This is a genomic window from Paenibacillus litoralis (assembly GCF_046244365.1).
Lineage (GTDB): Bacteria > Bacillota > Bacilli > Paenibacillales > NBRC-103111 > Paenibacillus_V.
This window is the reverse complement of sequence record NZ_CP176395.1, coordinates 2,987,945-3,012,357: the sequence shown is the minus strand read 5'-3', so window position 1 is coordinate 3,012,357 and position 24,413 is coordinate 2,987,945. Positions and strand designations below refer to the sequence as shown.

Below are 24,413 nucleotides of genomic sequence, written 5' to 3'. Positions count from 1 at the left end.
TAGGGAAAATATTTAGGGAAATCCGTATGGCCGGAATATCGCCGAAAGCTTGTGTTAAAGCATACGGTTGCTAATGTCAGAAATCCCCTTTATTTCTCCTGCCACAACAAAAAGAAGCCTACTCTTCAAGACTTCCCGGACTTGTATGTATGGTGCGGTCGAGAGGACTCGAACCTCCGCGGCTGTTACACCACTAGAACCTGAATCTAACGCATTTGCCATTCCGCCACGACCGCATTTTCGCCAAGCGCTTATCGCGTCAACGAGATCTGTAGGCGAGCATTGAACCCAACTCCTCTTTCATTGAAAAATATTTTAGCTGTAAAGAGTCAGTGTAACCCAAAAAAAAGGAAAGTGGGAAGATGGTTTAAGTTAAACTATGCTGCTCTTTCCTTCAATGAAACATCAAAGAGGAGCTGTCCTTGCGGCAGCTCCACACTATCGTTCTCCGCTAGGACATTTTATGCGTCCATTCCAAGTCCAGCCGGTTCAGCCTTCACCACCGCAACGGCCCGAACCGGGGACCCGTCGCCACAGACGATGCGCAGAGGAAATCCATAAAACATAAAGTCGGTTCCGCCGGGAAGACGATCCAAACCCTGCAGCCCCGTATACGTCACAATTCCGATACCCAACAACGCCCGCTCCAGTTCTTCAGACAGTTCGCCGCCGACGAACGGTGGTCGCAGCGCAGCGAGTCGGTCAAAGCATTCTAGCCCGACGGATTCGCCGAAAAACAGACCCCGGCCTTCCGACCAAGTCCTGTCTTCGATCCGTACTACGCGCGATGCTCCGAAAAATCGCTCCAATGGCAGCTCATCCAATGTCGCGGCACCGGGGTGCATGTGCGAAGGCGCGTCCACGTGTGTTCCGGTATGGCTACCCCTCGAAAGCTGAATTAGCTCCCAGGTGTGACACTCGTATGTGTGCGCTACCTTGACTTTCACCTACAACACCCTCACTCGGCAGCCAATGGATCTGGGATGTGAAACTTTTCTTTTATTTGAATGATACAGCTTTCCACTTCATCAATAGAGTTAAGGTTTCTGTACACCATCCAACTTGGAGAATGCCAACTCCGTCAGCCATTCTCCAACAAACCCCTTCCAATGATTCAGGTTTGCAAAGCCTCGACAGTCCGTTATCTAAAGCTTAAACGGGATCGAAATACGTATTGTCGTTTACGACCGTGCCGGTGCCCGAATCGACGATGCCGGTCGAGCTTTGCAACCTCGTCCCGAAGATCAGTTGGTTGCCGTGAATCCGATTGTAGCTGTCTTCGGCCGCGTTTACTTTGATCGCATTGTCCGACCCGTAGCGGACTTCATACTTCGAGGTCGCGTCCGGAACGGTCGTCCAGGCCGTGGTCACGGCAGCGACTTTCGTGGTGCTGTTATACGAGGCAACCTTTCGTTTCTGTCCGATCCCCGTTCCCGCCACGACAAAGAGCAGCATCCCGTTATATTCGCCCGATACCGCGGACGCCGTCGCCGCCAGCGTGATCGAATCGACGCCGCCCGCCGTGGCGGTGCCCGCGTTTTTTAGCCGATTGCGGACGATGTTGCCCTGGATGCTGTTGAAGCTCGACGCCGTCGCGAGCGATATATCCGTCCCGCCGGTATCGCCGCTTTCATCGATGCAGTTGCCAAAGACCTGACAATGGGTAACCGTCGCCATGCGTACGCTGTCCGATTTCACATTCGTGAACAGGTTGTTGACCACCTGCACGCCCGAGGACTTTTTCACTTCCATGGCGACTCCGTTCGGGTTGCGTATCAAATTCCCTTCCACCAAATGATTTTTAATAATCGCCATGTAAACGGCCCCCTGAAACGAATACTGAACGTCAACGACGTTGTTCTTAAAGGTAACGTTATTGACGTTCCAGACCGAGTTAAACGCGCCCGTACCGACAAACCGGTTCGATTCCACGACGATGTTTTCGACCGTACCGACTCTCCCGTTCAGGCTCAAGCCGTAATTGGCGTTGTTTTGGAACAAGCAGTTCACGATCGTCACATTTCGGCAAATCCCGCCTGTGTCGGGCTCGATGTCCATCCCGCATTGGGGCAGCGTACCTCTCGTATTCTCGAACGTGCAGCCGTCGAAGAGCACGTCCTCGCAGTACGTCACGCTGACGCCCTGCCTGCGGTTGTTGTCGCAGCGTACGTTGACGAAAGCGACATCCCTACTGCCCGTTTTTACGCGGTCCTGCCCAACGACCGCCCCGTCGCCCCAGCAATTTGCCAGGTACAGGTTGCGAATTCGCACGTGCGTGGAGCCGCCGATGCCGATGGCGTACCCATGCTCGCCGGTCGTTCCTGTATGCTCGTCCCGCTCGCCGATAATTTTCCCGCCGCCCTCGACGGTTACATTTTGCTTGCCGAAAATGTTGATGACCATATACCGTCCGGCGGACGTCGGTTTTGCTTTCAACACCGCTTGCGGGCTTATAACGATCGTCGTATTATCCTTCGCCTCGATGCCGGCGGACAAATCCCCGAGGCCCGATGCGTCCGCATCGATCAGGTAGACGCCTTGCGGAATGTAGGCCGTGACGTTCCCGCCGCCGATCGCGTCGTTGATCGCCTTCGTATCATCGGTCACCCCGTCGCCCTTCGCCCCGAACCATTTTACGTTGACCGTTCCGGCGTCGTGCACCCGTTTGAACCGTTTGCCGCCGGTAGTCACAACTATCGTACCGGTATTGTCCGAACTAGAGACGTCTGTCTCGTCGTATAGGAAAATGCCTTCTTGGCCCGCATCAACCACAAAGTAAGCGTCCTCCGGACGGGAATCGGCGCCGCCCCTAAGCTCTGCAAGCGTAACCTTGACGCAAAAATCGATCGGCTCCAAGTCTTTCCAGTGAAACTTGCCGTCACCCTCGTCATCTTTGCCTTTACCGTATACGCTTTCCGTCACGCCCGATTTCCCAAAAGCAACCGGCGCACCCGCGTTTACTATTCCACTTGCCGCCAATACCGCTCCAGCTGCTCCAATCGAAGCCAACAGTTTTCTTCTGCTGATCGTTAAATCGTTCATTCCATTCCCTCCTCCAATGCTTGGTAATCGCTTACAGTTCCGATGATAGCTCTCCGGAGCCGGGAATATAAGGGACAAACAAAACGAGAAGTTAACCATTTGTGCCCCACATCGGAGCAGGCGTGATATACTGGGGACAAATGTGCGGATGGTTTCGGACTTTAGGCGGAGGTGATCGGCATGGAAATGTTTTGGGAAAGGATGATCTATACGTTCCAGATGTTGGGCTTTCAATTCGGCGTCAAACCGCCGGGATGGACGTTCCGGGAGCACCATCATCATTTGTGCGAGCTGATGTACTGTCGGGAAGGGCGCGTCCACGTATGGATCGGCAACCGGAAGCTGGTGTTCGGCTCCGGCGACTGGCTGTTTCTGAAGGCGGGCGTGCGGCACCGTTTTGAAAACGATTCCGAGACAAACTTTTCTTTTTTCAATATGCATTTCGACATCGATGATCCGGATTTGCGCAAAATGCTCAATTCCACCCCCTTCCATCACATTGCCAAAGAAAAAGCGGACGGCACCCGGCTGACTGAACGCTATCGCCAAATTGAGCAAGCCGTTCGCGACAATCAGAAGCAGGCAGCATCCGCAGCCGACGCGCATCAAAAAATCCGCCAGCTTACCGGCAAACTTGCGCTTCAGGCACACAGCCTTTTGCTGATCCGAGAAATCGCCGAATTACGCCTGGACGAGCAGCAGGCCGCCTGCGGGCAGGAAACGGATGTCCGGTCCCTTTCTTTGTTTCAAACGAATATTGCCCATAAAATCGAGCAGAAACTGTCCGCAGCCGTCTATTCCGATACATGCATCAGCGAAATTTCCAGGGATCTCCATATGAGCCGCAACCGGTGCACGAAAATTTTCACCCAGGTGTACGGCATTTCTCCCCGCCAATACGTAAGCGAGCTGAAGCTGAAGCAGGCCAAGGAGCTGCTCTTGCAGACCGATGTGACGGTCGAAGAAATCGCTAGACGGCTCGGGTTCAGCTCGGTCCATCATTTCTCGCGGCAATTTCACCGTTGGACCGGGATGCCGCCGAGCCGCTTCCGGCCCAAGCATACCGCGTCCCCCTTGGTTTGAAACCTTTTGACCGCCGCTTTGTATTTCAAGCTGAAGTCAAAGGAGGTATGAAATTGGACCGGCTCAGCATTACGGCCGCCGGCAATCGTCCGACCGCAGCTACGGGAACAGACATCAAGGTCACGGCTACTATAAAAATAAATTAAAAGCTCGTCCTATACAAAAAGCCGCAGATCGCGGCTTTTTTGTTTTTAACGGAAGCTAGCCCATTGATGCAGTAGCGCCGTTTTGCCGAAGCCGGCCGGCGCGCAGGCGGACAGAAGCCGGATGCGGATGCGGTCGCGGACGTGTGGGAGTTCATCCAGAATATGAGCGCGCAGCACTTCGTTTTCCGATGAAGCGGGCGGATTCGTTTTGGTTTGCAGCATAACGGGATACGACGAATGAAGCATAGTTCCTCCCTGTTCGTATATGGTGAACGAAGTGTCCGAGGAAAAGTGCAGGAGACGACGCGCGACGCGCATACGGAAACGGTTGTGGCCGAAGCGGCGTCCGAAGGATTTGCCTTGACCTGTGAGGATGGCACCAACTTCCACCGCATCCCGGCCGAATTTTGATCGATCCGCAAGGCGTCATCCAAGTCGCCCACTACGACCGGCTGGTGACCGACCTTTTGCCGCCAAAAGGCGGGAAGTTAACCTTTTGTGCCTCCGGTTGTATTTGCTGTTGTGGGGCCGGTCGAACTTTCGAGCATGCAAACGAGCCTTCGGAATTATTCCAAAGGCTGTTCTTCAATGTCTGGCCGTGCCGTGTGCGGCAATCGTGATGTGCCGTTTACTCGCCCAAAAAAGCGCTGTGTTCCTACAGCGTATCGCACAGCAGCGCCACGTCGAGTGATCGCGCGCGACGCCCTTCCCAACACGAAAACGGCCGCCGTCCCTTACTCGCGCTTCGCTTTGAAACCGACCGGAGGGACGCCCCAATATTTGCTGAATGCCTTGGAGAAATTTCCGGCATCCTTGAAGCCGCAGCGGGAAGCGGTCTCGTATACTTTATGACCGACGCTCAGCAGCTTCTTGGCCTGCGTCATCCGAATCGCCATGACGTAGTCGGAATAGGCGGCTCCTGTTTCTTTCTTGAACAGGCGGCTCAAGTGAAACGGGTGCAAGGCGAATCGCTCGGCCATCGTATTCAACGACAAGTCTTTGTCAGGCTCGCTCTCGACGATAGCGATCAGCTCGCGGACAACCGGATGCTTTGCCGCGGGGCGGCGCTCCTTGGTGAGCCGAACGAGCCGTCCAACGAGCCGCTGCAACAGTTCATAGCCTTGCTCGGACGATTGGAGCTGCGATAGCATAGTTGTCGTATCCGCCGCTCCGCCGAATACGTCCTCGACGGTCCATCCGCGCCGCTCTGTATGCCGTACGATCAGGTGGCAGGCATTCATGACGTACAGCTGCCAGACCGCGCCCGACGATCCGATCTTCATTTTCGCCTTCCACCATGCCGCTAGGGCCGACTCCGCCCTGTGCACTTCGCCCGTATCCAAGGCGGAGACGAACGCTTCATCCGTTCCGTCTTCCCTTCCTCCGACGTCGCCGTCGACCACCTCTGTCCCGGAGCGGCTTACGACGGTGGTAATGCCCTTCGGCGGATGCACGATTTCGACGCACACATCCGACTCCCCCGGCCCGGCCTCTTCCACATGCAACCTCACCGTACCCGCCAATCGGTCGTATCGCCAGCTGCGGAATGGATCCGTCTTGATTCTCCTCGTCCTATCCGGACGACGCTGACCGTCCACCCGGACAGCCGCAGGCTTGCTGTCCGTATGGACGATCAGCTCGTAGCTGCGGTTGCGGACCATGCTGGAATAATCCCCCTCGCGCCGCGTAATGTACACGGTCGTCATCTCACGATTGGCTTTACACGACATTTTCGTTCGGGCGAAACATCCTTCCAAATAGTCGAAGGTGGTTCCGTCGTCCTCATATAACATAAACTCGCTGAGAGAGCCGGGGTAAATATCTAGTGTTAGCGTCTCTATCCGCAATTGGCCGATATAGTCTAACGACGGCCACATCGGAACGATCGCCCCGGAGCGAACGAATAGAGGGCCACCCGCCCCCGTAGGAACGGTATAGCTGATCCACTGCGAACCGCTGTAACGCTCCCCTGTCCAGTAATCGAACCAGTTCCCTTCAGGCAAGTATACTTGATCGGTATACACGGCAACGAGCAGGAAATCCCCCAGCATATATTGCCTGCTCAACTCCCGGCAATTCCGGTCATCGGGGTACAGCAGAGGCATGGCACGTGTAATAGGCATGCCGGTTCGGGCGGCGACATGCGCAGTGGCATACAAGTATGGAAGGAGGCGATAGCGCAGCCGGGCATACCTCTGGAATAGTTCCTGCAGTGGCCGCTCCAGAAAATCCGGATGATGGAAATGATCTTGGCTGTGGATCCGTGACCATGCGAGCAAAAAATCGGCATGAATGCCTTCGCGGGTAATCAGATGCATATTCGTCGACGTGTTGACGTGACCGGATAGCCCGTAATTCAATACCGCCGCGATCGCATGCCTGGCGTCATAAAACGTACCCGTCGTACTGGCCACAAACTGCTGCATGCCCAAATAGCCTTTCTCCATATGAATGACCGGTCGGGTGTTCGTCTGCTGGCGGAAGCCGACATGCATCTGTTTGCCAAGCAGAACCGGATACAAATGGTGAAGCTCGGCGCTCGTCATGCCGTTGCCCCATATCCGGACGGGATGGCTAAACATCGGGTTCTTCAAGCTCAGCACGAAGCCGGAGATGCCGTCATCGACAAACTTGCGCAAATGATCATACCACACCTCCTCCGAATCTTTGCGCTCCCCGTCCGCATCCCCCTCGGCCAACCGTTCCTCAAGCAGGGTCAAATCGTAATCGCAGCCCAGAGTCAGGCTGAGCTTGAAACCCTGCTTTTGCAGGATGCCGATAAACGAGACTTGACGGAGAAGATCGTTCGTGCTAGTCGGGAACCGTTCCGGATGCCAGCGCTTGGCGGTCGAATAGTCGTTGACCGTCTCCATCCAATCCGCACTCAGTCCGATCAGGTCGCAGGGCGTACCAGAGCGGCGAAATTTGATGGCGTCGTCGAGCACATCCCTGGCGCTCGACTTTACCCGCGGGCAGAAATTCAGACCATACATCCAGATCGGCAGCAGCTGCGGCTTTCCCGAGACGTCCGTATACGCATCGAGCAGCTCGGCGTATCCGGTTCCGACGAAAAGAAACAGATCCAGTTCGCCCGACGGCCCTTCAATGCTCAGAATGTCATCGGTCGCTGCACCGATGTCGAACGTATGCCGCCACGTCGTATTCACCATGACGGCCCATCCTCTGGAGCTCATTAAAAAAGGAATGGGTGCGCTCGCCCACAGGTCCTGCTCTGCCCACATCGATACGCACAGGCCGCGTCGATCCAGCTGTTCGGGAACGACATTGCCGAGCCCGTACAAGGATTCGTCGGCATTCAGCGAGAAGCGTGCACCGAAACCCGACGCCGAGTCGGACCAGGGCGAACAGCAGGTGTGCAGCCGCTCCTTTCCGTCAGGACCGTACAGACGCAGCTGCCCATCATTCCCGTCGATTCGCAGCGTGGCGCTACCGGCCCGGACGACCGTGACGTCGCCGTACTCCACAGTGCGGCTTTCATCCGCCGCTTCGATGTTAGCGTTTACAATCCGGTACCGTATCAAAGGCGATTCCGGGAAATGCCCCGTTTCATTCATCCGAATCCGGAAGGTGGCGTTAGCTATCGCCTCCGCCACGATCCATCCCCCGCTCCCCAATGAAATCCGGGCATCCGTCACTGTACCCATCTCCACGCCCCCTTGGCCCTTCCCATTGCTTCCATCATAACATTTCTGCCCCAAAAATGTTATCAGATCACACGAAAAAGCGCTGCCAAATCAGTTATCGATTCACATCATGACGTTATGAAATACCATATACGAGACATCACCGCATCTTCTATACTTGGCTTACCACGGAAGGAAGATATCGATTACCATGGCGTGCCATGAAAGAAGGAAGCAAAAGGGAGCGAACGCAATGCTGCAGGACTGGGAGCAATTTCGAATCGGCATTCATGATGTAAAAGATCAGTTGAGGGACTACGTGTACGGCCACTCTTTGAAGGCGTTTGCTGTCGGCGATCAAGCTCGCGATGCGGTGGCGAATACGGAGCAGTTGGAAGCCCGCCGCCTGCATATGCGAGAGATGCTGCTGGCCGGAATCGGCGGCCTTCCTCCCCGGGACACACCGCTGCTCCCGGTCACGACTGGAATTGTGAAACGAGACGGCTATCGCATCGAGAAAGTTATTTTTCAATCCATGCCCGGTATGTATGTGACCGCGCACCTGTATATCCCGGACGACCGCGTATCGCCAGGCGGAGCGGTACTGTTCGTTTCCGGTCACGGTCCGGAAGGCAAGCTGTATCCGAGCTACCAGCAGGTCTGCCAATGCCTCGTGCGCGCCGGGCTTGTCGTGCTGGCTATCGACCCAATGGGACAGGGCGAGCGGCTCGGCTATCTCGATTACGGATCCGACAAGCCGTTCGCCCGGCAGGTAGCGGAGCACGAGCATGTGGGCGTGCAGTGCTGGCCGCTCGGAGACGGTCTGGCGCGCTATTTTATCCACGATATCGTGCGGGCCGTCGATTATTTGAGCTCCCGTCCTGAGGTCGATCCCGCCAAAATCGGCATGACAGGCAGCTCTGGGGGAGGGACCCAAACGGCGCTCGCGATGATCTTCGAGCCGCGGATCGCCGCCGCGGCTCCCGGGACGTTCATCATGAATCGGGAATCGTATTTATTCGCCGGCCAGGCGCAGGACGCGGAGCAAATATGGCCAAACATGTCGGCCTGCGGTTTCGACCATGAAGATATTTTGCTGGCCATGGCCCCGCGCCCGGTCATGGTGCTCGCCGTCACCGGGGACATCTTCCCGATTGAAGGCACTCGCAGGACGGTAGAGCGAAGCAGACGGTTCTGGGACATGTACGGTTGCGGCGACCGGCTCCGGCTCGTGGAGGACGAATCGCCGCACATGTACACGCTACCCCTGGCCCGGGCAGCGGCCTCGTTCTTCTCTCTCCATCTGCTTGGCAAGCCGATCGAGGTGAATACCGACGGACTCGTCACGGAGGAAGGAAGCGACGTATGGTGCACGACGAGTGGGCAAATTGTCGACGATTATCCGGATGCGCGGAAAGTATTCCACGAGAACGGCTGCCGGCTGACCCAACTAGAGCGGGCCCGCGAAGCATTGCCCGAAGCGGAGCGGCAGGCGAAGGCGATATCCTGGCTTGGCGGTCGTATACGCGATCCGCGCCCCGTCTGCGACCTGAACCCCCGTCATCAGCGGATCGGCTCGTGGCAGGGGCTGATCGTGCAGAGCAGTATCTGGTGGTCGCAGTCCAGCTTGTTCGGCCATGGCTTCCTGTTCGCCGAGGCGAACCCGGGCCTGTCGAAACGTCCGCTGACGATCGCGCTATGGGAGGATGGCACGGCACAGCTGCAAGCGCACGCAGATTGGCTTAGCGGCCGCTGCGCCGCCGGGGAGGTCATCCTCGTATTGGACGTCGTCGGCAGCGGGGCGCTCGCGCCGAATGCAATCAACGGCAAGCCGCTTCGCGGCATATTCGGCACCTTGCACAAGCTGAACATGGATTTGCTGTGGCTTGGCGACAGTCTGGCCGCCTTGCGCGCCTACGACGTGCTGCGTGCCGTCGAGTTTGCCCGCAGTCTGCAAGGCGTAGACGTTACGAGAGTCCGCCTGTATGCCACTGGGCGCTTCGGCGTATACGCGGAATGGGCCCATGCGCTGCTCGAGGGCGATTCCGTCACGCTGGAGATCGCGCAGGAATGGGAATCCGTTGCCTCATGGGTGCGCTCGGAGTATTACGACAACACCGGCATCGGCGAATATGTGTTGCCCGGCATGCTGCAGCATTTCGATTTGCCTGATTTGCGCGGATGACGGAATAAGGATCATATTCAATCAAGGGGAATTACGATGCTTGCAAAAAAAATGACCGGAATTGCTTTATCCCTTGCGCTCGCCGTGGTAACGGCCGCGTGCGGCCGTGAAATCGCCCCACAACCAAGCGCCGGAACCGATGACGCCGCGCGGGAAGCGGCAAAAAAGCGGCAGAAGGTCCCGCAGAGATCGTCTTTTACACGTCCAACGGTGACTCCGAAGAAAACTTCAACCGCCTGTACGGCAACGCGCTGCGCAAGAAGTTTCCGAAACACTCGATCAAATAGCACTTTATAGACGTACAGCAGCACGTAAAGGCAAGAAACGAGCAGGAATAGTAGTTGCTCACGCTATGGATCTTCTTTCTACCTACTAACCCGTAATGAAATGTATGTCGACTTAGGCGAAAGCTCTTTTATCCAAAACAATACTCCGTTATCACCAAATATCTTGTGTTTTGATTGGTTTATTTATAAAAGTCAATCGATTCAACCTGGGTAAAATAGTCATGAATATCAATCTAAAGCATATTTACAATTTCGATATCTTGATTTTCTTCTATATCAAACGCTTCGTAACATTCATACTTAGCCATCATTTCGAGAAACTTCAAAGGCATTTTATAATACAATCCATGTTCATCTGGGAACTGGCTTCTGTATACATCAATAACATTGAGTTTTAATTTATATTCATCATTTGATAACTCAATTATTTTTGAAACTTCATTATCATCGATAGTAATTTTATCAATGATTTGTGGGGGAACTTGTAAAATGTTGTTCGCTTGTGAATACTGCTTTGGAAAGAGAGTCCCGAAATACAATTTATAATTCTGTGATGCTATTTTTTTAAATGCTTTCACTGTAATGTTATGTATCCCTATATGGTCTGGATGGTTGTTTCCTCCATTTTTATTGAAGGTAACAATAATAGAAGGGCCGATATTTAGCAAAATTGATTCTAACTCACCTACGGCATCGTATAAATTCCATTGCGCAGCCTTATTATCAGGCAAATTAAGGTATTTCAGTGAATCAACCTCCAATAGTTTGCTTGATTTTTTAAACTCTCTATTTCGTATAGTAACTAAATCCTCAGTTTTATCACCCAAAAAGTTTTGACCCTTTATTCTACCCCTCTCTCCGTTTGTACCACATATAATATGGGTCTTGTAACCAATTCTTTTAGCACGTGCAAGCAATCCAGCCGCCAAAAATTCATCATCTGGGTGAGCGAAGACGCATGTCAGATTATTTAGCAAATTAAACACCTCCACATTAAAAGATTGGACGTAAATATCCGGAAAAAGTTTCATTGTAAATATCAAATTACCCGCATCAGATCTCAAGGTAGCCCACTAAATGTTCACGAATAATGGAGCGGTTGCCGCGGTAATCTGCCCGTTACTTCAATGAACATCAAAAAAGAGCTGTCCTTGCGGCAGCCCTACGCTAACGTACCCGTTAGCGTAATGCAAAGGCTGCTACAAAAATACTAAATATTTCGTTTCTCATACTTAAAGGGTTCTTCAGACGAATAAATCTCATGGAAAAATCCCATAAACGGGATATCGTCTTCCATGCATTTTGTGCGATACGACAGCTCCTCATCACACTCCGGCTCTTCGCCGTTGTTTCGCATTACCTCGAATGCATCTATAATACCCTCCATGAGGTTTGCCTGAATAAGCAAGGGCAATATATTCAACATTGAATGATCGAGCCTGGTTTCGGATCTGTATCCCGCGAGGACTGTTTCAAAATAATCCTCCATAAACTTTTTACGTTTACCGGCGTCTGGTTCAAATTGTATCCAGCCCACTCCGTTTCCCCAGATACTGGCCAAGTCAAACATATACCAACCGAAACATGAATTATCGAAATCGTATACGGTTATTTGCCCGGAATTATAATCTATCATATAATTTCCATCGTTGTAATCAAAATGGATCATACCAAAAGACTCACGGTTCCTGTCCAATCCTTCCTAGGTTTTAAGGAGCCCTAACAGCTTCTCCTAAAGCAGAGATAACGAGCTGGGTATCAGTCAGAGCGGCCGACTACACGCCTGATGCGAACGATGTCGAGGATATGGCGAATGCCCTTATCCGCTTCAAGAACGGCGCATCGCATCTCGTTGACGTCAGCTTCACGCTGCACGCGAAGAAAGACGAAATCACCGTCAAGCTCTACGGCGACAAAGGCGGCGTCGAGCTCAAGCCGGAGCTGAGCTTCATTTCGGAGAAATACAACACGATTCTCAATATCGATCCGCAAATCAACAAAAAAAGGCTTTGATTTCATCGCCCGCTTGCAAGACGAGATCGACCACTTCGTCGATGCGTGCTTCAGCCGCAAAGAAACGCTCAGCCCTGTTCAAGACGGCGTCGAGATGATGAACATTTTGTGCGGCATCTATGAATCCGCAGAAAAAGGAACGGAAATTTCGTTCTAAGCGAAAAATGGTCGACCGATCGCCGTATTGCAGCGACAAGAGGCCCGTCCGGAATTGCCGGACGGGCCTTTTCATGCACGAAGCCGCGAGTATGCAGCAACCCGCTTCAAGAAAAAAGGCAACCGCCGGGCATCCGGCCCGCAACCGCGAAACCGCAGCGAGGCTCTTGCCGTCCGCTCATCCTTTAACGCTGCCAAGCACGATCCCCTTGACGAAAAACCGCTGCAGGAACGGATACACAGCCAAAATCGGCAATGCGCCGAGGAAAATTTGCGCCGATTTGACCGTCTTGCTGGACAATTGCTTCATCATTTCCACATCGCTGTCCGACATGCCGCTGAAATCCTGCTGGATAACGACCGTTTGCAAGTAGCTCTGCAGCGGGTAGTTGGTCGGATCGTTCATATAGATGAGCCCGTCGAACCATGCGTTCCAGTGGCCGACCATCGTAAACAGCAGCACCGTTGCGAGCACCGGCTTGGACAGCGGGATAAACAAGCTCCACAGCGTACGCAAATGTCCCGCGCCGTCGATGAAGGCGGCTTCCTCCAATTCTCTTGGTAACCCCCGAAAAAAGTTAAGCAGCAAAATGACGTTGAACACCGGAACCGCTCCCGGCAGCACGAGCGCCCAAACCGTGTCCATCAACCCGGTGTGCTTCACGGTCATATAGGTCGGAATAAGCCCTCCGCCAAACAGAACGGTAAGGAAGAAGTACCAGACGTAAATCGTGCGCATTTTAAAATCGCGCGCCTCTTTGGACAACGGATAGGCGATCACGACGCACATAACCATGTTAATGACCGTTCCCAGCACAAGCCGCTGCAGCGATATGCCGAACGACCGGGTAAATTCCACTTTACGGACGACGAATTCGTAAGCCTTGATCGTGAATTCAACCGGCAATAGCCCGACTCTCCCCGCGGCCGCGGCTGAGCTCGAGCTGAACGATACCGCGAGAACATGAATGATAGGAAACAGGCACATGAAGGCAAGAAACGCCATAAAAATGTAATTTCCGGCAACAAACAGCCTACGGCCCAATGACGGATTTTCAACCACTTCAGGCTCCCCCCTTCTCTAGAAGATGCGATAATTGGCCAGTCGGTAAGCCAGCAAATAGGATACCGAGATCATCGCGAGCGATACGACCGATTTCAGCAATCCAACTGCGGTCGCTAGGCTGTACTGGGCGTTCTCCAGTCCCATCCGGTATACCATCGTATCGATAATATCGCCGCTTTCATACACGTAAGGACTGTACAGGTTGAACACCTGCTCGAAGCCCGCATTCAAAATTTGCCCCAGACTGAGCGTCATAAGCAGAATGATGACCGGCCGGATGCCGGGAAGCGTAATATGCCACGTTTGCCGCCACCGTCCCGCGCCGTCGATAACGGCCGACTCATACAACGACGGGTCTACGCCCGACAGCGCGGCCAAATAGATGATCGTGCTGAAGCCGAATTCCTTCCATTCATTGGAGATGACGAGCGTATAAGGAAACCAGTTGTTATCTCCGAGAAAAAAGATCGGCTCGATGCCCGCCAAACCGAGCGCCTTATTGACGATTCCTTGTCCAGGAGATAAAATATCGATCAAAATACCCGCCAAAATCGTCCACGATAAAAAATGCGGCAAATAAATGAGCGTTTGCACCGTCCGCTTGAAGGCGACTTTGACGATTTCGTTCAGCAGCAGTGCGGTCACGATCGGCGCAACGAGCCCGGCAACAATTTTCATCATTGCGATGAACAGCGTATTCCAGAACACCTCCATAGTGCTCGGCAAGCCGAAGATGTACGTGAAATTGCGCAGTCCCACCCATTCCGAGCCGAAAATGCCTTTGGTCGGAATATATTTCTGGAACGCCATGACGAGTCCGCCCAGCGGAATGTAATGATAGATGAATACGATGATGGCGCCCGGCAATATCATCAGATGGAGCGGCAATTCTCTCAGCCGCTTTGCGGTTATCATCGCTCTCAAAGCCGTCGCCTCCCCTTGCATGTCTGTCTCATAACAATCGTATGCCCCTTTCCGCGATTTCCTTGACCGTATCGCTAGCGCTGCGCCGCGCGGGCTGCCGTACCGGCTGTCGCATCAGCTGTCACTTCAGTTCAGCACTTCTGCCCATCGCACATGTGTCACTTAAGCTGTAATACCAGCCGCCGCAACGCCCGCCACGGTAATCCCATCGTAGATGCGCTGTGCCCCCGTTACAACGAGCCGTTTCGCCACTTTTATTCCTTTGCGCAGGAAATGCCCCGATGCAGCCGTTCGGAATAGTTGCTGTGGTAAGGAATAGAGCCGTCTTTCGCCAAAATTGCGAAAGGCGCAGTCGCTGCGCCTTTCGGGATCCGATACATGCGAATTATTCTGAGTCGCGTACCAATCGTTTACTTCCTTCGTACTACAAAGCAACGATCCTGCCTTCCTCCCGCGACCGGTCCGCCGCATAGCCGATCAGATGGCCGTAGACGGATTTCCCCAACGAAGTGGAGGATAGCGACGGCGTACCGCCGCGAAGCGCGTTCACGAAATCGGCCACAAGCCGCAGGTCGCCTCCGCCATGCATATCCATGGACACGTTCAGCTCCACTTTGCGCTCCGAATACTCGCTGCCTTGGCGCGGATCGGGATGCCTGACGACAAAATAGCCGTCCTCCAGCACGCCTTGAATTTCACCTTTCTCGCCGACGATATGAATCGAGCGGCATGGCTTGGACGTCGCCCCGTTCAAATTATGGGAGGCCGTGCTGCCGTCCTCGAATTCCACGATGACGGTTTGATGATCCACGACATCGTTATCGCAATGCCACACGCAGCGGCCGTACGGATTATCCGTCCGCAGCGACTCCAGTATTTGCTCCGGCGTCTGCTTCACCCCGAGATGCTCGTTGTAGGAAACGTACGGCACCCACAACCCTTGCTCGACATAGTGCTTACGCGCGGAGTACAAGCAGGATTCCTCGATTTGGCAATCGGTGAGACAGCGGGTGCCCGCCCCTTCCGGCGCCCTCTCGGGACGGAACTGCAGCAAGCCCCCGAAGCTGCTGACGCTCACCGGTCTTACGCCGCCTTTCATCCAAGCGATCAAATCGAGATCGTGGCAGCATTTGGCCATCAGCATGGAGGAGCCGCCCGTATCCTTGCGGTTCCATTTCCCGCGGACAAACCCCATTGCCATATGGTGGTAGCTGACATTTTCCGAGGTCTGGATATTGACGATGCTCCCGATTTCGCCATCCTCGATGATTTGGCGGATTGCGGCGTAAAAAGGTGCGTATCTCAGAACATGGCATACCATCACCAGACGCTCGCAGCGTTCGGCCGTTTGCAGAAGCTCCAGCGTTTCGTCCTCGGAAATGCCGATCGGCTTTTCCAGCAAAATATGGTAGCCCGCTTTCAGCAAAGGCAAAGAGGTTTGGACATGGACCGAATCCATCGTGCCGTTGATCGCGGCATCCGCCAGCCGGGGTCTTGCGATTAGCTTCTCTACCGACTCGAAGCACATGTCGGCCGCAAGCTTATATTGGTCCGCAACGAGCTGCCTGCGCACCGGATCGGGGTCGACTACCGCGACGATGCTCAGCTCCTCCGGATGCTCCTCCGCATAGGAGGCATAAACGAGACTGCGATGTCCTGCGCCTACGATCACCGCGGTTACGGGACGATTGGCCGGAACGAGTCCTTTTGATGTATTCATGGAGTCTTCCTTTCATGCAATCGGAAACGGATTCCGACAGGTTATTATTGATACACATTAGCGTCATCGACCTGGTTCAGAAGCGCAATCATTTGCATGCTTTTGACGCTTTCGAGGATTTCGGTCACAAAATCGATGGACGACCATTTCCCGGCTGTCGCCCAGTCGCTGCGCCTTTCAGATCTGATACATACGAATTATTTTTTCTGAGTCGCGTACCAATCGTTTACTTCCTTCGTGATGATGTCCCCGCCTTGCTTCTTCCAATCGGCTACGTATTTGTCGAACGCGTCGAGCCCCAAATTGCCGGTTACGATCTTCACAAACGTTTCGTTTCTCAGCTTCTTCAGCTGCTCGTTTCGCTCGGCCATCGTCGCCGTCGGCGTTGTGTAGAACTGGTTCGGCACGAACCGGTCTTCCTTGATAATGAGGTCGATGATGGCGGCCGACCCGCCGGGGCCGCTCTGCGCAACTTCGCCCCATAGATCTTTCTTTCCGCCCTTATACAAGTTCATCTTGTCAATCATCGCTCTTTGGTTCGGAGTAAGATCTTCACGTTTGACCTTGCCTTCCTCAAAAGCGATTCCTTTCCGGTAATTCTCGATGCTGATGTCCGGCAAATAAATTTTGACCGGCGAATACGTCCAAACCGCGGAGGCAGGTACTAAAAATTTGTTATATACTTCATCGGACTTGTTGTAGTAGAACGTCTGCAGCCAGAAGTCCATCAGCTTGAATAGGGCTTCCGGATGTTTCGCCCCCTTCTTCACGACCCAATAGTAGCCGAAAACATTGAGCGGCAGCTGCGCCTTGAACGGCTTTCCGTCCACTGTCGGCATCGGGTATGGCTGCCATTCCTGATTCGGGGTAAGCGTGATGAGCGGGTAGTTTGCCGTTCCGCGCCCTCCGATCATCATGCCGATTTTGCCGCTGCCGATGCTTTCGTACACTTTGTTATTGTCCTTGACGATAAATTCCGGATCGAAGTGACCAGCCTTGTACATGTCTGAGAGCTTCGTCAGCGCCTGCTTCATCTGCGGCTGAATCTCGCTGTATGCCAAGCTGCCGGAAGCGTCCTTGATCCAGAAATCGGTGTAGGAGCCGCTTATAAAACCGGTGTATGCGCCGAAGCCGTTCATCAATCCGCTGGCCATCGAGAGCTCCTTGTCCATCGCCAGACCGAACGTATCGTCCTTACCGTTGCCGTCCGGATCTTTCTTCGTGAACGCGTCGGCGATCGCGTACAGATCGTCGATCGTCTTCGGATCGGGGAGCCCCAGCTTTTCCTTCCAGTCTTTGCGGATCCAGAGTATTGCCGGACTTTCCTTGGCCACTCCGGACCACGGGATCGCCAACAGCTTGCCGTCGATAGTGGCTGATTTCAGCACCGTTTCTCCGGCCTCCTGCATCACTTTCTTGACCGATTCCGGTGCGAAATCGTTGTACACCTTCGTCATATCCTCGAGCTGTCCTGCTTCGTATAATTGCCGAAACTGCTGAGGCGTTGCCGCGAAGAAATCGGGCAATTCCCCGGAGGCGATCATCAGGTTCGTCTTTTTGGGGTACTCCGTTTCCGGCACATACCACTGCGTATTCACCTTGATCCCGTACTTCTCCAGAATCGTCCGCGTCCAAATGTTGTTATTAATATCTTCCCCGTCGGCAAACTTCGTAGTTGAGAAGCTGTAGTTAACCGTCTTCAGCTCGATCGGCGGATCGTACTTCTCCGGCGCCGTCTTGGTTGCGCCAGTTTCTTGTTTTCCCGTAGTGCCCGTGCCAGTAGCCGCCGGCTTTCCTCCGGATCCGTCCGTCTTGCTGCATGCAGCAAGCGCTGGAACCGTTGCCAAACTTAAGCTGAGCAACATTTTGACCGTTCTTTTCATTTGCTATGTGGCCCCTTTCCGATTCATATTCATCTTGGACTTCCGGGCCCTGCGTATCGCCGCCCGGTTCCTGATGCTCATAGTAAACGCTTATCCCCGCTTGAACAACAAGCCGTTTCGTCGCATTTATTCCGAAGCGGAACTAATTCACGGAAAGCAATGTTTCTGCTATCCGGAATAATAGATACGAAACGGAATACCGCGGAAAGCTGGTTGAAATCGGTTCCATCCTATATACTTATACGTACGCAAATGCCAGAGGAATGGAGGACAACCACCATGAAACGTCGCATCCGGCTTAACGGCAAATCGTTGTTCGCCAGGCTTCTGCTTGGGTTCATGATTGTCATCTTTATTTCCTTCGCCTTCAACGTGATTGCTTATCAATTCTTCTTCAGTCAAATGCGCGATCAGCTGATCGCTTCCAATTCGATTAACGTTTCCAAGACGGTGGACGGCTTTGAGAAACAGTTAAGCCAGCTTGACGATCTGCTGACCCGGTATTATTTCGACAACTCGGTCGCGGCGCTCAAGAAAGGAAATATCGACTCCGACTTTCCGATCATTAATGAACTGGCTGACGAGTTTAGCACGATAGTCGGCAATTATAATCTTGATTTGGAGAACGTTTTCATTTACTTCAAGGAGCAAGGCTTCGTCATCGACAAAAACGGCTATACGCGGGCGGAGGACATGTTCGGCAAATACTACGTCAGCCAGGAATATGGCGCCGACTTCTGGGCCAGGCAATTTACCGAGGACTTTCATTTCCGCACCTATCCATCGTCGGAATTTCGCAAACACCGGACCAGTCTCATATTGCCGGACCAAGGCCGTTATTTCCCAATTATCGTCAAAAGCCAGATCGGAAGTCAGTTTTACGCCGTGGCGCTCGTCGATGCGGATCGCATGTTCGCCTCTTTGAAGGAAGCGCCGGACAATCCATTCTATATCATGAACCGAGAGGGAGAGTTATTCTTCAGCACAGGCTCCCGGCCGGATAAACTGCCGGAGCTGACGCCCGACCGGGACTATGCGCTGCATGCAAACAACTATTTCTTCTATCAGCAGGGCTCGTTGTCAGGCCTGACTTACGTCAGTGTCGTTCCTTATCAAAGCGTAGCTTCCCGGCTTATGAAAATGAACGTACTGCTATTTGCGCTGTTCGCCTTCTCGATTGCGGCCAGTATTGCCATATCCGTACTGCTCAGCGTTCGCTTCAAAAATCCGGTTCAGCGTATCGTCGAGTCGCTGAGGCAGATGAATCCGGTCATCGGGCCCAGCAGCAATATTCACGAATTCAACATGATCAGCAAAGGACTTGAGCATATTATCGAATCGGTTCACCGCAAAAACTCTTTGCTGCAAAAATACGGCTACCTGGACAAAATCAAAAGTATTCACGCAGCCGATACCGAGATACAGTCGCTGATCGAAACGAAGCGGCCATTCCATTTTATCATGTTCCATATTCATTATACCCGGGAATACGAGCTGCTTGACAACGAGCATCCGCTTAAGGCTACTTATATTCTGGAATTTATCAATTTGAATATAAGCGAAGAGTTCCATGACTCGATGACGATGCAAATCGAGAAAGACCGCATCTTGGCGATCGTATTCACGGATGAAAACATTTCTTCCGAAATTTTCGGGAAACTTAGCTACTTCAAGCGGGTATTCGATCAAGATAAAGCCTATTACCAGCTCACGATCGCTTGCCAGCATCGCCTGTGGGAGCCGACAGAGTTCACGGCCGCTTATGAGACTGCTTGTGAAATGGTAAGAAGCCGCAAATTGGACGACACTACACAAATCGTGGAAGCCCCAGGCGCCACCGAACCGCTTATCCTATGGACATCCGAAGAAGAACGCAGCTTCGCCGCTATTCTGGAGGCGGGGAATGAAGCGCAGCTGCTCGCGCTTGCGCGCGGCTCGCTTCAGCGGCTTGCTAAGAGCGAAGCGGCCGCCTTACATTACCGCCAATTTGCGAGTGATGTCATATCCAAAGTACTAATGGCGCTTTTGGCCCACAAAATCGATACGCACGAGCTGTACATGAATGGCTCTCCGTTCGATCAGATCGAACGGCTCGTCTCCTTCGAGCATTACGACGCGTTTATCGGGAATCTGCTCAGGCAGGCATCGGCCCTAATCCGGGACAAACGCGAAGCCCGCGACCCGATCGTCGATTTTGTCGTCCTTTTCATCGAGAAGCATTACGGGGACGACATTTACCAGGATTTGATCGCCGACCGGCTGAACATCTCGACTGGCTATTTGCGGAACTACTTCAAGGAGAAGACGGGGCAAAACTTGAGTGATTATTTGAACGAGTATCGCATCGAGAAAGCGAAGGAAATGCTTGAGGCAACCGAGGAGAAAATCCAGGACATCGCGGCCAAAGTCGGCTACCAGAACGCCAACTCGTTCACGCGGATGTTCCGGCGTCTGACCGGCATTACGCCGGGGGAATACCGCCGCGATAAAATTTTGAATCCGCAGAAGTAGGAAAAGCAGAATGCCTCAAACCTTTTTTCCATGTTAATGTCCCCGCCTTTATATGAAAGAACGTGAAAAAGACGCCTCCATCCTCGCTCTTATCGAGTGCTTTTGGATGCGTCTTTTCCTTTCACGCGGGACCGACTCGCTTATTATTGAAACAGGAATGCACCGACTACGAGGGCAACAGCTTCAAGCATAACTACAAAGAATAACGAAAGTATGTCGCCTGAAACCGGTCATCGACCATTCGCTTACCATACCCTCTATTGCGTAATTGAGGATTTGTCAATAGACCAATTGCAGCTGTACCCTCCGTCTATATCTCCACATGAATTTGACCTACAGGTCTTCAGTAACGCATTTAGTGCATGATTAGGGTTAAGCAAACCGTATGTTTTAAGAATTTCGTTCAATGATATGTAAGTTTTTTTAAATTCTTCAACTCCCTCTTTTGTCAAAAAATATCCATGTTTGTTTCTTATTGCATTTAAAAACCCCTTTTTCACCCATGACATTACATTATATTTCGATTCATCCATAAATTGTTTTACTCGTTCAACTGATACGAATCTCGCTTCAATAACATCTATTAACTTTTCTTTAACAAAGAAAAAGTCACTTATTTTCTCGTTGTCACCTTTATTGTATGGACATAAGTCTCCATCGTAAACAAATTTCACTAAATCAACAACTGTAAGCGTATATCCAGTTAATATAAGCATAGCTTTAGTTAGACTAATAAATGAATAGGAATTATCAATTTCATTAATTCCTTTTGCTCTACTCTTAAATGTAAATATTAGTTTGTCTACACTTTCAGATTTGATAATCCATATAGGATAGCCATCCAACTTAGGCCCCCTTACTGTTTCAATATAATCTGAGCTCAACAATCTAGTAATTGCATCTTTTCCAAGCCCTAGTCTCTCACATACTTCTGAGCGAACTAATACGCTTTGCTCAGTGTCTTTATTTATATTATATTTCTCTGGATAAAGAAACTTATGAATTGTAATGCTGTTATTGACTTGACTGTTTAGTCTTCTGCCATCTTTTGTTTTCAAGTCTTGAGGTCGAGTAGCTCTGATCTTTTCAAGATATTGATGATAAGGTTCTAAAATAAACCTGTATTCAGGTTTTAACAAATTACCAATCATTACCATGTGTATCTTGCTTGAATATAATGTATATCCCTCTTTATTATGTAATCGATAAATTTCATCGAGAAGTAGGTGAAAACTACTCGGTAGATCGGTAAAGCTGCGAATTACTTTTAATATGATTTGTTCCAAGTTATTAAAATCAAAATTGTTAAAATTCAAACGTTTATTGTAAAACGATTTGGATATCTTCATGCTTAAATGCGCAACTAAATATATTATTTGAGCAAAATCAAGATGATCTAGACAATGTAATATTTGTATACCAAATTCACTTTTACTATATAATTTATTATGGAGAATCTTTGAAAATCCCAAAATTTCTTCATGTTCACAAGGATCCACAGTAGCATCTGGATACATAAAACCGCATTCACATTGTAGAACATTTCTACGATAAGATGAGATGAGTAAATTGCATTTCGGACAATTCTCAATTAACTTACAATTATGAACAGGACAAACTAAATAAAAATGGCAATCCCATATTTTCCTCTGATAACCGCAATATTCTAAACATTTAGGACATACCTTAGTTTTAAGACTTCCGATACCTGCATGCAAAATCGAGTTTTTTATAGTAACATCACAATCTTTCAAAACATTAGAAAACGGAGCACGCAAACCCACGTGGCTCCGTTTTTGTTGTTTCAAAATTCGCTAGAAACATCTCTGCATAACAACACAATAGGTGGTTTGTTGCAGAATTCGTTAGAAAAAAATTTAGAGCGATATTTAATGAATATTCATTTACTGCATAAATATACAGCGAATCCGTGTAATAAAAACTTGGGTACATGTTCGGCATAAATCCCGCTGTACTGGTCGGCAAAAATCATTAGCCCAGCCCTTTACGGACAATGACGGAGCGCCCGTTCGATCGTCTCCGCAATACACACCTCATACACGCGATGACCTTCCGGCGAAGGATGGACACCGTCGTCTTTGCCGCTGTTCTCCACGGTAAGCAACAGATCATGCAAGCTTCCGCCATTTGCCAGACGAGCCGCCCAAGCCAGCGCAATGTCGGCAAGCGCAACGCCGCACGCTTCGGCAACTTCGCGGATCGTACGGCTGTACATGTCGATCCGCACTTGCGCTCCCCCGCTTGCTTTATACCATTCCTGCGGGCTTCTGGCATAGTAATACGATTCAGGTCCTCCCTCAATAATAGGATGGATCGTACATAGAATCGGAGTTGCTCCGCCTGCGGTCAGCGCACGGCATATCTCCATCAAGTTTTGGCGGAATGCGAGCACATCCACCCTCGGACAATGGGCCCTTTCCATAACGTGATCGTTCATCCCGAACGCAACGATGCAAATATCCGCCTTTCGTTCCAGTACCGTTTGCAGTCGCGCCAAGCCTTGCGCGGAGGTGTTCCCGGCTACGCCTTCATTATGAATCGCACATTCGAACCGCTGCCCGAGTCTCTGCAAATACGATTCGTCCTCCCCAACCCGAACACCTGCTGTGATACTGTCGCCAAAACCGACAATGACCATCTGTCCCTCATAGTCCCTTCTATTTCAGCTTATCGTCGCGACTTCGTCCAAACCCAAACCGCGCAGGTCGGCAACCGTGTTATTGTGTTCCGCTTCGTATAACCGCCATATGACACGCAAGCTTTGCAGGCTTGCCGGCCCGTCGACCAACGGCTTTTTCCCGGTGCGGATGCAATCGAGGAAATGCAGAATTTCATAATGCGTGCCTTTCCCGCCTTGCGGTGCTTCCAACAACAGCTTGGTCCGCGAAGCGGTATCCAAATTCGCCTTCTCCTCCCGGATATTCGTATGCGCGTATAGCTTCCATTCCTTTAAATTCGCTTCCAGCATGCCTTCCGTGCAATGAACGTGAATGCTGTAACCGAGCCGGGTGCCTCGCGCGCCCCATGTACCGAAATGATAGCCGACAGCGCCGCTTTCGAATTCAATGACAACATCGCTTGTTCCTTCTTTTTCCATCCATGGCGTGCCGAAATTCGTCCCCATGTGCGTTCCCCGCACCGGGCGCCCCAGGAACCAAAGCATCAGATCGACGTAATGGCAACCATGGCTGAAAAACTGCCCGCCCCCGAGAGTTGCGGCGGAATGGGCCCAATGGCCGTCGTGGTATTTCGTAAACTGTTCCGTCCATATCGACATATGAAACACATCGCCGTATTGTTTCGAATCGACGAGCTCCTTCAGCTTCACGATAATCGGCCAGAAACGAACCGGGTAAGCTGTCATAAGGATCAACCCGCGCTGATCCGCCGTACGAATCAAATCAAGGCATTGCTCCTCGGTATTGCACATCGGCTTCTCCATGAGCACGTGTTTCCCTGCTTGCAGGCACGTCATGCCCACCTCGTAATGCAAATGGTGCGGAAGCACGATCAATACCGCATCGACATGCTCCAGCAATTCATGATAATCGGTAACGGCCGTCGTGATGCCGAGCTGGCTCGCCGCCGACTGCGCGCGTTCCGGCTCGATGTCGCATACCGCCGTCACCTCCGTATGATCGCCAAGCTCCTTGTAGCCGCTAAAATGTGCTGCCGCCATACCGCCGCAGCCGATAATGCCCATGCGAATTTTGGTCATGGTTCACTCCCTCT

Annotated in this window: 17 protein-coding genes, 1 tRNA gene and 1 pseudogene; 5 read left to right on the top strand and 14 right to left on the bottom strand. The window is 51.9% G+C overall.

Features of this window, described 5'->3' with window-relative positions:
• Nucleotides 1–150 precede the first annotated feature (150 nt).
• From ACKGJP_RS12095 to ACKGJP_RS12085, 3 genes are all read right to left on the bottom strand, one after another.
• A tRNA-Leu gene (locus ACKGJP_RS12095) sits at nucleotides 151–236 on the bottom strand.
• Nucleotides 237–461: 225 nt separating this feature from the next.
• Nucleotides 462–947 carry a cyclase family protein gene (locus ACKGJP_RS12090; protein ID WP_409345891.1) on the bottom strand — a complete coding sequence of 162 codons (486 nt, stop codon included), beginning with the start codon at nucleotides 945–947 and terminating at the stop codon, nucleotides 462–464.
• A gap of 205 nt (nucleotides 948–1,152) precedes the next feature.
• A complete protein-coding gene (locus tag ACKGJP_RS12085) occupies nucleotides 1,153–3,042 on the bottom strand; it encodes a right-handed parallel beta-helix repeat-containing protein (protein ID WP_409345890.1) in 1,890 nt (629 codons plus the stop codon).
• A gap of 180 nt (nucleotides 3,043–3,222) precedes the next feature.
• Here ACKGJP_RS12085 and ACKGJP_RS12080 point away from each other — a divergent pair, with 180 nt between their 5' ends.
• A complete protein-coding gene (locus ACKGJP_RS12080) occupies nucleotides 3,223–4,125 on the top strand; it encodes a helix-turn-helix domain-containing protein (protein WP_409345889.1) in 903 nt (300 codons plus the stop codon).
• 191 nt (nucleotides 4,126–4,316) lie between these two features.
• Here the strand turns inward: ACKGJP_RS12080 and ACKGJP_RS12075 are convergent, their stop codons facing one another.
• On the bottom strand, nucleotides 4,317–4,517 hold the full coding sequence (locus tag ACKGJP_RS12075) for a hypothetical protein (RefSeq protein ID WP_409345888.1): 201 nt from the start codon (nucleotides 4,515–4,517) through the stop codon (nucleotides 4,317–4,319).
• On the opposite strand from ACKGJP_RS12075, the gene ACKGJP_RS12070 reads away from it, so the two are divergent.
• Nucleotides 4,509–4,682 (top strand): hypothetical protein, encoded by a 174-nt coding sequence (locus tag ACKGJP_RS12070; protein WP_409345887.1) that lies wholly within the window; start codon nucleotides 4,509–4,511, stop codon nucleotides 4,680–4,682. The genes ACKGJP_RS12075 and ACKGJP_RS12070 overlap by 9 nt on opposite strands.
• 323 nt (nucleotides 4,683–5,005) lie before the next feature.
• On the opposite strand, the gene ACKGJP_RS12065 is transcribed toward ACKGJP_RS12070, so the two are convergent.
• Nucleotides 5,006–7,936, bottom strand: coding sequence for a TIM-barrel domain-containing protein (locus ACKGJP_RS12065; RefSeq protein WP_409345886.1), 2,931 nt, complete (start codon nucleotides 7,934–7,936; stop codon nucleotides 5,006–5,008).
• A 232-nt stretch (nucleotides 7,937–8,168) separates the two neighbouring features.
• On the opposite strand from ACKGJP_RS12065, the gene ACKGJP_RS12060 reads away from it, so the two are divergent.
• Nucleotides 8,169–10,100, top strand: coding sequence for an alpha/beta hydrolase family protein (locus tag ACKGJP_RS12060; RefSeq protein ID WP_409345885.1), 1,932 nt, complete (start codon nucleotides 8,169–8,171; stop codon nucleotides 10,098–10,100).
• A gap of 520 nt (nucleotides 10,101–10,620) precedes the next feature.
• On the opposite strand, the gene ACKGJP_RS12055 is transcribed toward ACKGJP_RS12060, so the two are convergent.
• Nucleotides 10,621–11,364 (bottom strand): PIG-L family deacetylase, encoded by a 744-nt coding sequence (locus tag ACKGJP_RS12055; RefSeq protein ID WP_409345884.1) that lies wholly within the window; start codon nucleotides 11,362–11,364, stop codon nucleotides 10,621–10,623.
• Between the two features lie 233 nt (nucleotides 11,365–11,597).
• Nucleotides 11,598–12,056 carry a phosphotransferase gene (locus ACKGJP_RS12050; protein ID WP_409345883.1) on the bottom strand — a complete coding sequence of 153 codons (459 nt, stop codon included), beginning with the start codon at nucleotides 12,054–12,056 and terminating at the stop codon, nucleotides 11,598–11,600.
• Between the two features lie 95 nt (nucleotides 12,057–12,151).
• Here ACKGJP_RS12050 and ACKGJP_RS12045 point away from each other — a divergent pair.
• A pseudogene (locus ACKGJP_RS12045) lies at nucleotides 12,152–12,557 on the top strand (Gfo/Idh/MocA family oxidoreductase); the annotation flags it as partial.
• A gap of 177 nt (nucleotides 12,558–12,734) precedes the next feature.
• On the opposite strand, the gene ACKGJP_RS12040 reads toward ACKGJP_RS12045, so the two are convergent.
• From ACKGJP_RS12040 to ACKGJP_RS12025, 4 genes are all read right to left on the bottom strand, one after another.
• The gene (locus ACKGJP_RS12040) at nucleotides 12,735–13,619 is read right to left on the bottom strand and encodes a carbohydrate ABC transporter permease (protein WP_409345882.1); all 885 of its coding nucleotides are present in this window, start codon (nucleotides 13,617–13,619) and stop codon (nucleotides 12,735–12,737) included.
• 18 nt (nucleotides 13,620–13,637) lie between these two features.
• The gene (locus ACKGJP_RS12035) at nucleotides 13,638–14,537 is read right to left on the bottom strand and encodes an ABC transporter permease (protein WP_409347140.1); all 900 of its coding nucleotides are present in this window, start codon (nucleotides 14,535–14,537) and stop codon (nucleotides 13,638–13,640) included.
• Between the two features lie 433 nt (nucleotides 14,538–14,970).
• On the bottom strand, nucleotides 14,971–16,266 hold the full coding sequence (locus tag ACKGJP_RS12030; RefSeq protein WP_409345881.1) for a Gfo/Idh/MocA family protein: 1,296 nt from the start codon (nucleotides 16,264–16,266) through the stop codon (nucleotides 14,971–14,973).
• A 197-nt stretch (nucleotides 16,267–16,463) separates the two neighbouring features.
• A complete protein-coding gene (locus tag ACKGJP_RS12025; RefSeq protein WP_409345880.1) occupies nucleotides 16,464–18,149 on the bottom strand; it encodes an extracellular solute-binding protein in 1,686 nt (561 codons plus the stop codon).
• Nucleotides 18,150–18,428: 279 nt separating this feature from the next.
• On the opposite strand from ACKGJP_RS12025, the gene ACKGJP_RS12020 reads away from it, so the two are divergent.
• Complete coding sequence (locus ACKGJP_RS12020; RefSeq protein ID WP_409345879.1) at nucleotides 18,429–20,660, top strand: helix-turn-helix domain-containing protein; 2,232 nt, start codon at nucleotides 18,429–18,431, stop codon at nucleotides 20,658–20,660.
• A 257-nt stretch (nucleotides 20,661–20,917) separates the two neighbouring features.
• Here ACKGJP_RS12020 and ACKGJP_RS12015 read toward each other — a convergent pair whose 3' ends face one another.
• From ACKGJP_RS12015 to ACKGJP_RS12005, 3 genes are all read right to left on the bottom strand, one after another.
• Nucleotides 20,918–22,438, bottom strand: a complete 1,521-nt coding sequence (locus ACKGJP_RS12015; RefSeq protein WP_409345878.1) for a TniQ family protein — start codon at nucleotides 22,436–22,438, stop codon at nucleotides 20,918–20,920.
• Between the two features lie 227 nt (nucleotides 22,439–22,665).
• The gene (locus ACKGJP_RS12010) at nucleotides 22,666–23,319 is read right to left on the bottom strand and encodes an SGNH/GDSL hydrolase family protein (RefSeq protein ID WP_409345877.1); all 654 of its coding nucleotides are present in this window, start codon (nucleotides 23,317–23,319) and stop codon (nucleotides 22,666–22,668) included.
• A gap of 24 nt (nucleotides 23,320–23,343) precedes the next feature.
• On the bottom strand, nucleotides 23,344–24,399 hold the full coding sequence (locus tag ACKGJP_RS12005) for a Gfo/Idh/MocA family protein (RefSeq protein ID WP_409345876.1): 1,056 nt from the start codon (nucleotides 24,397–24,399) through the stop codon (nucleotides 23,344–23,346).
• Nucleotides 24,400–24,413: the final 14 nt, after the last annotated feature.